The sequence below is a fragment of the Citrobacter sp. Cm046 genome (assembly GCF_030333065.1).
Classification (GTDB): domain Bacteria; phylum Pseudomonadota; class Gammaproteobacteria; order Enterobacterales; family Enterobacteriaceae; genus Citrobacter; species Citrobacter murliniae.
The window spans coordinates 303,021-315,953 of the sequence record NZ_JAOWGP010000036.1 but is presented as its reverse complement, the minus strand read 5'-3'; the positions used below and the strand labels follow the sequence as shown (position 1 = coordinate 315,953).

The 12,933-nt window shown below is 52.8% G+C and carries 12 protein-coding genes; 5 read left to right on the top strand and 7 right to left on the bottom strand.

The genetic code is table 11. The features are described from left to right. Complete coding sequence (locus OGX98_RS08155) at nt 1-789, bottom strand: IclR family transcriptional regulator (RefSeq protein WP_045440798.1); 789 nt, start codon at nt 787-789, stop codon at nt 1-3. A gap of 660 nt (nt 790-1,449) precedes the next feature. Here OGX98_RS08155 and purE point away from each other — a divergent pair. The 3 genes from purE to mnmH all read left to right on the top strand — a co-directional run bounded on the left by purE (nt 1,450) and on the right by mnmH (nt 4,206). Further along, on the top strand, nt 1,450-1,959 hold the full coding sequence (gene purE / locus OGX98_RS08150; protein WP_045440795.1) for a 5-(carboxyamino)imidazole ribonucleotide mutase: 510 nt from the start codon (nt 1,450-1,452) through the stop codon (nt 1,957-1,959). Then, complete coding sequence (purK, locus tag OGX98_RS08145) at nt 1,956-3,023, top strand: 5-(carboxyamino)imidazole ribonucleotide synthase (protein WP_045440793.1); 1,068 nt, start codon at nt 1,956-1,958, stop codon at nt 3,021-3,023. The genes purE and purK overlap by 4 nt, the downstream gene beginning before the upstream one ends. 97 nt (nt 3,024-3,120) lie before the next feature. After that, nucleotides 3,121-4,206 carry a tRNA 2-selenouridine(34) synthase MnmH gene (gene mnmH, locus OGX98_RS08140; RefSeq protein WP_286595093.1) on the top strand — a complete coding sequence of 362 codons (1,086 nt, stop codon included), beginning with the start codon at nt 3,121-3,123 and terminating at the stop codon, nt 4,204-4,206. A gap of 54 nt (nt 4,207-4,260) precedes the next feature. On the opposite strand, the gene OGX98_RS08135 is transcribed toward mnmH, so the two are convergent. The 6 genes from OGX98_RS08135 to ybbA all read right to left on the bottom strand — a co-directional run bounded on the left by OGX98_RS08135 (nt 4,261) and on the right by ybbA (nt 11,540). Further along, nucleotides 4,261-4,920, bottom strand: coding sequence for a methionine ABC transporter permease (locus OGX98_RS08135; protein WP_045440727.1), 660 nt, complete (start codon nt 4,918-4,920; stop codon nt 4,261-4,263). Next, a complete protein-coding gene (gene sfbB / locus OGX98_RS08130; RefSeq protein WP_045440724.1) occupies nt 4,913-5,929 on the bottom strand; it encodes a virulence-associated ABC transporter ATP-binding protein SfbB in 1,017 nt (338 codons plus the stop codon). The genes OGX98_RS08135 and sfbB overlap by 8 nt, the downstream gene beginning before the upstream one ends. A gap of 62 nt (nt 5,930-5,991) precedes the next feature. Further along, nucleotides 5,992-6,822, bottom strand: coding sequence for a MetQ/NlpA family ABC transporter substrate-binding protein (locus tag OGX98_RS08125; RefSeq protein ID WP_200012250.1), 831 nt, complete (start codon nt 6,820-6,822; stop codon nt 5,992-5,994). A 301-nt stretch (nt 6,823-7,123) separates the two neighbouring features. Beyond that, nucleotides 7,124-8,257 (bottom strand): porin, encoded by a 1,134-nt coding sequence (locus OGX98_RS08120; RefSeq protein WP_045449479.1) that lies wholly within the window; start codon nt 8,255-8,257, stop codon nt 7,124-7,126. Between the two features lie 185 nt (nt 8,258-8,442). Then, the gene (gene ybbP, locus OGX98_RS08115; RefSeq protein ID WP_286595092.1) at nt 8,443-10,857 is read right to left on the bottom strand and encodes a putative ABC transporter permease subunit YbbP; all 2,415 of its coding nucleotides are present in this window, start codon (nt 10,855-10,857) and stop codon (nt 8,443-8,445) included. Further along, nucleotides 10,854-11,540 (bottom strand): putative ABC transporter ATP-binding protein YbbA, encoded by a 687-nt coding sequence (gene ybbA / locus OGX98_RS08110; protein ID WP_045449477.1) that lies wholly within the window; start codon nt 11,538-11,540, stop codon nt 10,854-10,856. The genes ybbP and ybbA overlap by 4 nt, the downstream gene beginning before the upstream one ends. Here ybbA and tesA point away from each other — a divergent pair. Together tesA and OGX98_RS08100 are read left to right on the top strand one after the other, a co-directional pair. Next, a complete protein-coding gene (gene tesA, locus OGX98_RS08105) occupies nt 11,511-12,134 on the top strand; it encodes a multifunctional acyl-CoA thioesterase I/protease I/lysophospholipase L1 (RefSeq protein WP_048222765.1) in 624 nt (207 codons plus the stop codon). The two genes, ybbA and tesA, sit on opposite strands and share 30 nt — an antisense overlap. 28 nt (nt 12,135-12,162) lie before the next feature. Further along, complete coding sequence (locus OGX98_RS08100; RefSeq protein WP_045440718.1) at nt 12,163-12,933, top strand: SDR family oxidoreductase; 771 nt, start codon at nt 12,163-12,165, stop codon at nt 12,931-12,933.

Genomic DNA, 12,933 nt, shown 5'->3' with positions numbered 1-12,933 from the left:
TCAATTTCCTTTTCGTAAATATTCATTTTCGCTTATGTATCCCAGTCCATATGATATTTGCCCGGCACACTTTCGGAGCAGTTCCAGATAACCGTCGATCTTATTTCCTGAGTAAACCACCGGATCGCCTGATAGCGAGATCGCATAATTAACCCGGTTATACATATTGAATACAGGCATACTTAAACATACTGCACCATAGGTCGATTCTTCGTTATCTATGGCCCATCCCCGAAGCCGCGTTTTTTGCAGTTCTTCCAGAAATAATTTTTTATCAGTAAATGTATTGCGCGTATGTGGAGTCAACGTAAGAGCATCTAAAAAATAATCCAACTCTTCTCTCGTTTTCCAGGCCAATAACGCCTTACCCAGTGCGGTAATATGTAATTCAAGTTTTTTGCCAATCCAGCTTTTGCTGGTCGGCACCGAATCCGGGCTTTCAATCTTGTCAAGATAGATAGCAGAATAGCTCTCCATCGCGCCCAGATGACAAACCAGGCCGCTTTTCAACGACAGCTCCTGCATTGGCCGCTTCGTCACTTCAAAAATATTCTGGCGGTGCAGTGCCTGACATCCCAGTTCGTAGTTTTTTATCCCCAGTGAATAATGGCCATTTTTATTTTTAATTAAGAAACCACATTCCACCATCACATTCAGTAAATTAAGCAGGCTACTTTTGGGATACTGAAATTTTTTTAATAATTCCATATAACTCGCCACACCTACCCACGCAATATGGGTTAATATTTTTTCAGCACGGACTAATGAATTACACCCTTTGCGAACCATAATGGCTCCCTCTTGCTATTGGAATAAATGATATCGGCATTGTGTAGTGGAAAATATACCTTGTTCAACATGCTGAACCGTAATAAGGCGATTAAATGTGATCCTGTGCTCAATTTGAATAGCAGAATTATCGTACCGACATTCGGTGAATGCGAATGGATGCCAAATACGAAATTGTGTTATCAAGGCATGGTGGCGTGTGAGCGACTGAAAGAACGATCCGCAGGTTGCACTATTCATAAAAAATTGTTTTTACAGGGTCGGTATCTTTAGCACTGCTACTTTTGTCAGCGATACCGCTGGAGAATGTCCGCTTCGCGCCCCACGATGACACCTTTATCTACGCGCTTCTCAAAAAAGAGTGGAAAGAAGTAACTAAGCCACCGATATATGAACGCTCCTCGCCGACATAACGAAGAAACGCACTTTGACCGGCGGCTAATAACAAAACCCAATGCTTCAATAATCGAAAATCTGCCACTTCCCTACAGCCCAGCGTAACGGTCTGTTTGACCATGAAAAATCTCCCAGTAAACCCTCCAGGGGATTACATCCAGGCGTTAACATTTCGCTGCGCAACCGTTTTCCTTGCTTGTATATCATGCTATTCTCTCTCGCCTCGAAAGCAGTGTGTTTCGCACCACAGGAGTTTTAAGACGCATGTCTTCCCGCAATAATCCGGCGCGTGTCGCCATCGTGATGGGGTCCAAAAGCGACTGGACTACCATGCAGTTCGCCGCCGAAATCTTCGAAATCCTGGATGTCCCGCACCACGTTGAAGTTGTCTCTGCTCACCGCACCCCCGATAAACTGTTCAGCTTCGCCGAGAGCGCAGAAGAGAACGGCTATCAGGTGATTATTGCCGGTGCAGGTGGTGCAGCACATCTGCCTGGCATGATTGCGGCGAAAACGCTGGTACCTGTTTTAGGTGTTCCGGTACAAAGTGCTGCCCTGAGCGGCGTAGACAGCCTCTATTCCATCGTGCAGATGCCGCGCGGCATTCCGGTTGGCACGCTGGCGATTGGCAAAGCGGGCGCAGCAAATGCGGCACTGCTGGCGGCGCAAATTCTGGCAACCCACGATAAAACGCTACACCAGCGTCTGATCGACTGGCGTAAAGCGCAAACCGATGAGGTGCTGGAGAACCCGGACCCGCGAGGTGCGGCATGAAGCAGGTTTGCATACTTGGTAACGGTCAGCTAGGACGCATGTTGCGTCAGGCAGGCGAGCCGTTGGGCATTGCAGTCTGGCCCGTTGGCCTGGATGCCGAACCTGCGGCCGTCCCCTTTCAGCAAAGCGTGATTACCGCTGAAATTGAGCGCTGGCCGGAAACCGCACTCACTCGCGAGCTGGCCCGCCATCCGGCGTTTGTTAACCGCGATGTGTTCCCGATTATTGCCGACCGTCTGACGCAAAAGCAGCTTTTTGACAAGCTCGGTTTGGCGACCGCGCCGTGGCAACTGCTGGCGGATAATAGCGAGTGGTCTGCAATATTCGACAAACTGGGTGAACTGGCAATCGTGAAGCGTCGTGTCGGCGGCTACGACGGTCGTGGTCAGTGGCGTTTACGCGTCAATGAAACTGAACAACTTCCAGACGACTGCTACGGCGAATGCATTGTCGAACGAGGCATAAACTTCTCAGGTGAAGTGTCGCTGGTGGGCGCTCGCGCTCATGACGGCAGCACAGTCTTCTATCCGCTGACCCATAACCTGCATCAGGACGGCATTCTGCGTACCAGCGTGGTATTTCCGCAAGCCAATGCGAAACAGCAGGAACAGGCTGAAGCGATGTTGTCCGCCATTATGCAGGAGTTGGGCTATGTCGGCGTAATGGCGATGGAGTGTTTCATCACCCCGGAAGGCTTGCTGATTAACGAACTGGCCCCGCGCGTACACAACAGTGGGCACTGGACGCAAAACGGCGCCAGCATCAGCCAGTTTGAACTGCACCTGCGCGCCATTACCGACCTGCCATTACCCACGCCGGTAGTGAACAATCCTTCGGTCATGGTGAATCTTATCGGTACTGACCTGAACTACGACTGGCTGAAGTTGCCACTGGTGCACCTGCACTGGTATGACAAAGAGGTGCGCGAAGGCCGTAAGGTCGGTCACTTGAACCTGACGGACAGCGATACCGCTCGCCTGAGCGCAACGCTGGAAGCACTCATTCCCCTTCTGCCGCCGGAATACGCCAGTGGGATTATCTGGGCGCAAAGTAAGCTGAAGTAACACATAAAATGTCGGGGAAAGGATCTTATCCTTCCCCACTCCCTCTATCAGCGCGTAAAATCCCCTCCATTGCTGTTTTGTATTTTCAGGATTCAACATGAACGATGGAACGGACTATCGTGCGATTCTGCTCGCCGGTACGCCTTTAATCGATGTACGCGCGCCCGTCGAATTTCAACAAGGTGCCATGCCTGGCGCAATTAACCTGCCTTTAATGGATAACGAGGAGCGTACCGCGGTCGGCATCTGTTACAAGCGTCAGGGACCGGAAGCGGCACTCGCGCTTGGGCATCAACTTGTCAGTGGTGACATCCGTCAACAGCGGATGAAAGCCTGGCAAGATGCCTGTCGTCTACATCCTGAGGGATATTTATGCTGTGCGCGCGGCGGTCAGCGCTCGCATATTGTGCAGCAATGGCTGCGCGAATCCGGCATCAATTACCCATTGATAGCAGGCGGGTATAAAGCGCTTCGGCAGGCGGCGATGCAAGTGACCGAAGAACTGGTACAAAAACCCATCATCTTAATTGGCGGCTGTACCGGGAGCGGTAAAACGCAGTTGGTGCAACTGCAGCCGAACGGCGTGGACCTCGAAGGTCTGGCGCACCATCGCGGCTCTTCTTTTGGTCGCACGGTAGAACCCCAACTGAGCCAGGCCAGTTTTGAAAATCTGCTGGCAGTCGAGATGCTGAAAACCGATAGCCGTCAGGACCTGCATCGCTGGGTGCTGGAAGATGAAGGCCGCATGATTGGTGCCAATCATTTGCCCGAATGCTTGCGTGAACGCATGAGCCAGGCGTCTATTGCGGTAGTGGAAGATCCCTTTGAGCTACGTCTCGAGCGGCTTCGTGAAGAGTATTTTGTGCGCATGCACCACGATTTTACGCAAGCTTATGGGGAAACCCAGGGCTGGCAAGAGTACAGCGAATATCTGCACCACGGTCTGTTCGCTATTCGCCGTCGTATTGGGTTACAACGCTTCGCAGAGCTCACCGCATTGCTCGATGTTGCTCTGACGGAACAGCAGACTAATGGCGGTACCGATGGTCACATGGGCTGGCTGGTGCCATTACTCAACGAATATTACGATCCGATGTATCGCTATCAGCTGGAAAAGAAAGCCGCAAAAATTATTTTTCGCGGCACATGGCAGGAGGTTGCCGACTGGGTTCAGACGCAGTAATAGAATTCGCATGCCGGGCTTAGCTACGCTTGCCCGGCCTGTTATTAGCGCGTATTAATGCCTGTCACGCTTGTCGGCACGTTTCGCCAGCCAGTCGCCAAATACCTGTACGACCTGCACCAGAATAATCAGTGCCACCACGGTGACAATCATCACCTGGGTTTCGTAACGGTAATAACCGAAGCGAATAGCCAGGTCGCCAACGCCACCGCCGCCAACAATTCCGGCCATTGCGGAGTATCCAATCAAACTCACCAGCGTTATCGTCAGTCCACGCAGCAGGCCCGCGCTGGCCTCCGGTAACAGAACCGTACAGATAATACGCATCGGGCTGGCGCCAAAGGCTTCTGCCGCTTCAATGATTCCTTTATCAACCTCACGCAGCGCGCTGTCCACCAGCCGGGCATAGAACGCAATTGCCGCAACAGAAAGCGGTACCGAAGCCGCAATCGGTCCGATGGTATTACCGAGCAGAAACTGCGTTAGCGGCAGCAACAGCACCAACAGGATCACAAACGGCACCGATCGGATGATATTCACCAGCACGGAGCTGAGCAGATAGACAAAACGGTTCTGCCAGAATAAATGCCTGTCAGTAACGAAAATGAGAAAGCCCAGCGGCAGACCGCCAATAATCGCCAGCACCGTCGAGATGCTAAGCATCTGGAAAGTTTCATTGAACGCCAGTGTCAAATCCGGCAATAAATCATCCACGAATCACCTCCACCTGTGCAGTACGTTGACGAATATGTTCCACGGCGGCATCCACCGCGCCAGGATTATGCGGTGCAGTCAGTTGCACCACTAAGATCCCCAGCGCACGCTCACCGATATACTCAATTTTGCCGTGCAGGATATTCACCGCTACACCAAACTTTACCGCCACTTCAGACAACACCGGCTGTTCTGCCGAGTCGCCGATAAACAAGATTTTCAGCAATTGACCGGGCAGATGTTCCCGCAGCCGTTCCGGGAGCGTCAGATTGAGCGTATGCGATACCAGTTGCTGCGTGAAAGCATGCTGCGGGTGGGCAAAGACATCAAACACTTCGCCTGTTTCCACCACTTTCCCGCCTGACATAACTGCCACACGATCGCAGATAGATTTGATCACGTTCATTTCATGAGTGATCAGCACGATCGTGATCCCCAACTGTTGGTTGATCTGTTTGAGCAGAGCCAGAATAGTGGCTGAGGTTTCCAGATCCAAAGCAGAGGTGGGTTCATCGCACAGCAGCACATCCGGGTGGTTGGCAATAGCGCGGGCAATGCCAACACGCTGCTTTTGCCCACCACTAAGCTGTACGGGATAACGGTTAGCCTTATCGGACAGCCCAACCAGTGACAGAATTTCCGTCACGCGCGGTCCGATTTTACTGCGCTCCCACCCGGCTGCTTTCAGGCTGAAGGCGACGTTTTGCGCAACGGTTCGGGTATGCATCAGATTAAAGTGTTGGAAAATCATTCCAATACGCTGGCGGGCCTTACGTAAATGCCCCCCTTCGAGCGCAGAGATTTCTACTCCGTTAACCTTTACGCTTCCCTGACTTGGGCGTGTTAAGGCGTTCAGGGTGCGCAAAAGCGTACTCTTTCCCGCACCACTGGTACCGACAATGCCAAATATCTCACCCGCGCCGATACGCAGGCTGACGTCATCAACCGCCCTTGTTGACGGCCCACGGCCTGCGGTGAAATCCACGCAAACCTTATCTATCTCAATCATAGCCACCTCAGAAATGCGAAAAGGGCAGTCATCGCTGCCCTGTTAAACCTTTTGCGCAGCGATTATTTGGCTGCCGACATCCATTCCGGTTTCTGGAAGGCACTGTAGATATTTTTCGGATCGTCAATCACCGCACGATAGGCCGGAGATTTCACCGCCTCAACGATATCTTTAGCGAACGGTTTATCCGCATCTTCAGTGCGTACCGCGATGATATTTTTCAGGTTCTCATCCAGATGTTCCTGCTTAATGGCACTGGAGAGATCCAGTTTTGCCGCGACAGCAAAGTTGCCGTTGACCAGCGCCCCGGTTACGCCATCCAGCGTACGCGGCAGTTGCGCGGCTTCCAGCGGCTTAAAGATCAACCCCTTCGGGTTGCTGGCAATATCGCGCTCGGAGGCTTTGGTCGGATCGATATTGTCTTTAATGGTGATCAGATCGATTGATTGCAGGAAGCGCAGACCACGAGCCAGGTTGGTCGGATCGTTTGACAGGGTGATGACATCCCCTTTCTTCAGCTCATCCAGGCTTTTGATTTTATGCGAGTAAAAACCCATTCCGGCCGTAGGGACCACAATGAGCTTGCTCAGTTTCAACTCTTTATCAGCGGTGAATTTGTCAAAATAGAGCGAGTGCTGGAACAAGTTAGCGTCAATGCTACCGTTGGAGAGTGCCATATTCGGCTGGACATAGTCACTGAATTCGCGCACCACTACCTTGTAGCCTTTCTCTTTCAGCGTCGGGGCAATGGCCTGTTTCACCATATCACCATATGGACCCGGCGCAACACCGAACACGATGGTGTGCGGATCGCTATTCGCATGAGCAAACTGTAATCCACAGGCCAACAACAGTACCCCGCTCGCGACGCGTAAACTCTGACGCAATCCCATAACTTCTCCATTTTAACGTTGTGATGTAATGTCCCACGCCGTTCATGCGGCGTTGTTTTTTTTGGCCTGCTTAACAGGCTGATTCTTAACATGACACAGATCACAGCCTGCTGTCCTTGAAATTATTTCATGATGTTGCGAAGTATGTCGTTGAATGAGTAAGGAAGGCGCTTATGCAAGTTTCAGGAATGAATAGTTGAAAAACGAAAAAGCCGGATAGCATCATCCGGCTTATAGGCGGCGCCTGGTCAAATACCCGATTAGCATCGCACCATCGGGCATCTGTTTTAGCAGGGCGTTCTTAGAAATCGTAGCGCAGACGCACCAGGTTCATGTCGCCCAGGTTGTCGGTGCTGGAGGTAAAGACGTGTTCGTAATCCACACGGAAACCATAATCCAGCTGGAAGCTGATACCCAACCCATTGTCGGTACGCAGATAGTTACGACCATTCACGTATTCGATACGGTCGCCCATGAAGTAAGGCTGGATGGATTTAACCGCATACTGACCAACCGGGAATGTGTAACCAGCAAAGTATTCCAGACCCCATGCGTCACCAGCAAAGTAGTCGTTAACCGATACTTTTTTGGTGGTCATGAAGTTTTGGTACCAGCCGCCACCCAGCGAGAAGGTCCAGTTGTCCGGTTTCCAGCTCAGTGCGGTACCAACGATGTTCTGATCGTAAGTTTTGCTACTGTTGCCGCGCATTTCCGCACGGGTATAGTTCCACGCGGTACCCCAGGTTAAGTCATCAGTGATGTGGTAATCCACGCCCAGAGAGCCACCACCTTTACGCTTGTAGCGCAGGCCGTTATTCGGGTTGTAATCATCGCTGAACAGATAAGAAGCGTAGAGATCAACATCCCCAACAGCTTTCTTATACTTCAGAGACTTACGCGTGCGATATGAGCCATCGTAGTCGCCATTAATACCGTTACCTGGCGCCTGACCGATCATGTCGTAGTCCCAGATATCCGTTTTCGCACCGACCACATCATAGTAAATGCTGTTCTGTTGACCGAAGGTCAGTGTACCCCAGGTCGCGCTTTTCAGACCGGTGTACAGCATACGACGCGTGGTATCGTTGGCGCCGTCAGCGTAGTGATTATCCCAGTTGAACATGGCCGGGAAGTTAACGCCCAGCTCGTAGTAGCTCACCCAACTGATGTCATCAAACAGATAGTAGTCAGCAGCAAAGCGGAAACGCGTGCCACCGTCAAAACCATTACGTTTGTATCCATTCTTACCATCATCGCCAGCCATATTCTGGAACTGTGGACGAATACTCCCGCCGACGGTGAAGTTAAGACGGCTCAGCGGATTGCCCGCCTGCGGATCTTGTTTCAGGACCGTGATTTCCGCCTGAGAAGCGAAAGTCGTTAATGCCACTGCTGCGCCGATCGATACCGCCAGCGCTGTTTTTTTTATAGTCATGGTTTTACCTTGATAGATAGCCTGCCAATTATTCAGCATGCAAATATTAACTTTTATTAACCCTGTCGTGTTGGCGGTTTTTTATTGATTTGTGCTGTTAAATATCAAGGAGTTATCAATTTGTGCCCTATAGAAAAAAATACGCACCGATATAAAAACCGGTGCGTAATCATCACTGAAATGAATTAATTACTGAATTGTCGGAAGAGTGCTTTACCTTTTAACAGGCGTGCGCCGAGCCATCCGCCACATAATGAGAGCAGCAGCGCCCCGCAAAAAGGCAATACTACCCACAGTCGCCAGTCAGGTTCCCATGGGAAGTCAAAGACTTTGGTTTGCAGAACCGCCAGCGCCGTTTCAGCACCAATGGCCGCCACCAGCCCGGAGACCATCCCCAGCATGGCGAACTCGCACCACAGCGTGGTACGCAAAAGTTTCTTACCCGCCCCGAGCGTACGCCAGACCACCAGTTCCTGATGACGCTGGCGCATCCCGACCTGAACCTGGGCCAGGAGCAACAACATGCCGCAGGCAGTTACCAGCACGACCATCACCTCCAGCGCCCGACTGACCTGCTGCAGAACCTGACCAACCTGCTTGAGGATTGCGCCGATATCCAGCAGGCTGACGGTCGGAAACTCGCGATTAAGCTGTGTCAGCATGCCGTTACCGTTCTCCCAGCGAAAACTGGTCAGCCAGCTTTGCGGCTGTCCGTCCAGTGCGCCGGAAGGAAAGATAAAGAAGAAGTTAGGCCGCAGACTTTCCCAGTCCACTTTGCGCAGGCTGCTGACCGTGGCACTGAAATCCTGGGTATCCCCCATAAAGGTCACACGATCGCCGAGCTTCACGTTCAGCCGTTTTGCCAGCCCCTCCTCCATCGATACCTCACCAGCTTTTGGCGGCCAGGTTCCGGCGGTAATCGGGTTATGATCCGGTCGGGTATCCTGCCAGGTCAGGTTCAATTCACGGTTGAGCGCTTCATCCTGATTGCCCTCGGTCGCCTTATCATTAATTGCCGTCAGACGCGCCCGCACAATCGGGTAGAACGACTCAGGAATTATCTGATGCTCAGACAGGAAACCCTTCAGCGGTACAACCTGTTCAGTCGCGATATTGATAAGGAAGTAGTTCGGGCTTTCCGGCGGCATTTGCTGCTGCCAGCGATCGAGCAGATCGCCACGCAGTACCAGCAACAACGCCAGCAGCATAAAGGAGAGTGAAAAGGCTGAGAGCTGGCTCAACGTTGACCATGGCTGACGCAACAGTCGGCTGACCGCTAAACGCAGCGGCAGCGAGGTTAACGTCATGCCACGCAGCACATTGAGCAGCATCCAGCCCAGCACGCCGCACAGTAGCGCCAGTACGACCGCACCAGCCAGCACCGCCCACAGCAGCATACTGCCACCCATCAACCCCGCGAGGAGCGCAACAACAACAACCGAAACCAACGGGAGATAAAATTTCAGCGGCCAGACATTTGCCACCACGTCACGGCGCAGCACCCGCAGCGGCTGCGTGGCCAGTAACAGACGATAAGGACGTAGCCCCACCAGCAGAGAGATAACAGTCATGGTGCCTAATGCCCACAGCCATGGCCACAGACTGGCTGGCGGCAATTCGCCGGGTAATACGGGCCTGAGCAACACCACCAGAACACGCTCAAACAGTAGCCCACATGCTCCGCCGGTTATGCCAGACAGCGCCAGTACCATCAGCCACTGTCCGACAATCAATTTACGCAACTGCGCCCTGCCCGCACCGAGCGTTTTCAAAATCGCCACCAAATCGTACCGACTGCGGCAATAATGACTCATCGCCACCGCAACGGCGGCAACCGCCAGCAGCAACGTTAGCAACGCCGACAACAGGAGGAACTGCTGCGAGCGTTCGAGCGATTTCCCTAACGCCCCTTCATCCTGCTCCAGCCCGTACCAGCGTTGTTCCGGCTTTAGCTGCGGCAACAGCCATTGCTCATACCCTTCCAGTTGCTGCGGCGTACCGCCAAATTTATAACGCCATGTCACGCGGCTTCCCGGCTGGACCGCGCCAGTTTTTGCAACATCCACCATATTCATCATCAGGCGCGGCGCTATCTGGAACGGGTTAAAGCCGGAATCTGGCTCCTGTACCACTTCTCCGGCAATATGCAGGGTGAAGTCACCAACATCGATGGAATCACCGATTTTTAAATTGAGCAGCGCCATCAGGCGCGGAGCCAGCAGTACAGATCCTGGCTGTGGTTTGAGTCCCGGAGGGTTGGTTTGCAAATTACCATACATCGGGTAAACGTCATCCACCGCTTTGACGTTCGCCAGTTGCGGAGTATCGGCCGCAAAGGTCATAGTAGCGAAGGTCAGCTGTTCGCCCACCTTCAGGCCACGTTGACGCGCCTCATCAATCCATGATGTTGGCACTTCCCGCGAGCTTTGCAGCGCCCGGTCACCCGCCATAAACTCGCGACTTTGCTGACTCAGCCCTTTTTCCATACGGTCGCTGATGTTGCCCAGCGCCAGCACGCAGGCCACCGCCAGACTCAGCGCCAGCCAGACGATTAATAATGAAGGTGAGCGCCATTCGCGCCAGAACCAGCGTGCGATCATGCCTCCTCCTGCAACTGCCCGTTCACCAGACGTAAACGCCTGTCACAGCGTGCCGCCAGTTGCGGATCGTGAGTCACCAGAATCAGAGTCGTGCCGTGTTCACGGTTGAGGGAAAACAGCAGATCGGCAATTTTGTCTCCGGTTTGTCGGTCCAGGTTGCCTGTTGGCTCATCGGCAAACAGTACGTCAGGGCGCCCGTTAAACGCCCGCGCCAACGCCACGCGCTGCTGCTCACCGCCTGAGAGTTGAGCAGGAAGGTGGTCGAGACGTTTCCCCAACCCCAGTTGCTCAAGCAATGCTTTCGCACCGTCGCGGCTTTTCCCGCTATTTTCCCCCCGCAATAACGCGGGCAACTCAACGTTCTCCAACGCATTCAGGGTTGGAATTAACATGAAGGACTGGAAAACAAAACCGACATGCTTCGCCCGCAGTTGTGCCCTGGCCTCTTCATCCATAGTATGCAACGGCTGTCCCACCAGGCAGACTTCTCCGCCAGAGCCATCGTCCAGACCAGCGAGGATTGCCAGCAGTGTCGATTTTCCCGAGCCCGACTCGCCAATCAACGCAATGGTCTCGGCGCGTTTGACAACCAGTTCAACTCCGGTAAGGATGGATAGCTCGTGATCACCCTGACCGACGGATTTCTTAAGATGATGAACTTCAACAATGTTTTCCGCTGGCATTTGCCCTTCCTGTTCCTGGTCCTGTTAACGTTCCGCGCCGCCGCAGCGGACACGTTATTAATTCTGGGTGACAGCCTGAGTGCCGGATACCGTATGTCAGCCAGCGCGGCGTGGCCAGCGCTACTCCATGATAAATGGCAAACCAAAACATCTGTGGTGAATGCCAGCATTAGCGGCGACACCTCACAACAGGGTCTGTCCCGTCTGCCCGCATTACTGCAACAGCATCAGCCTCGCTGGGTGCTGGTAGAACTTGGCGGCAACGACGGACTACGCGGGTTTCAACCTCAGCAAACCGAACAGACTCTGCGCAAAATATTGCAGGACGTGAAGGCCGCGAATGCCGAACCGTTATTGATGCAAATTCGTCTGCCGGCAAACTACGGTCGCCGTTATAATGAAACCTTTAGCGCTATTTATCCAAAGCTTGCCAAAGAGTTTGATATTCCTCTGTTGCCCTTTTTTATGGAAGAGGTCTATCTGAAACCCCAGTGGATGCAGGATGATGGTATTCATCCAAATCGTGACGCCCAGCCGTTTATTGCCGACTGGATGGCGAAACAACTCACTCCTTTAGTTAACCACGACTCGTAAATCAACGGAGATCCTGACAGGTAAAGTTATGCAAAAATCGGTCTTAATAACAGGATGTTCCAGCGGTATCGGCCTGGAAAGCGCGCTTGAGCTAAAGCGCCAGGGTTTTCAAATTCTGGCAGCCTGCCGTAAGCCTGACGATGTCGCACGTATGAATGGCATGGGATTCACCGGCATATTGCTGGATCTGGATTCGCCAGAAAGTGTGGATCGTGCTGCCGATGAGGTGATCGCCCTGACCGATAATCGTTTGTATGGGATCTTTAACAACGCAGGATACGGCGTGTATGGTCCGCTGACCACTATCAGCCGTGAACAGATGGAACAACAGTTTTCCGCCAACTTCTTTGGCGCGCATCAGCTCACTATGCGCCTGCTGCCTGCCATGTTACCGCATGGCGAAGGGCGGATTGTGATGACCTCTTCAGTAATGGGATTAATCTCCACGCCTGGACGTGGGGCGTACGCCGCCAGTAAATACGCACTGGAAGCGTGGTCCGATGCACTGCGCATGGAACTACGCCACAGTGGAATCAAGGTCAGCCTGATTGAACCCGGCCCCATACGTACCCGTTTTACCGAAAACGTTAACCAGACCCAAAGCGATTCTCCTGTCGAAAACCCCGGCATTGCCGCGCGTTTTACGCTGGGCCCAGAGGCTGTTGTCGCCAAAGTGCGCCATGCTTTTGAAAGTGATAAACCGAAACTGCGCTACCCCGTCACCCTGGTGACCTGGGCAGTTATGCTGCTGAAACGCCTGTTGCCAGGTCGCGTAATGGACAAAATTTTACAGGGCTGA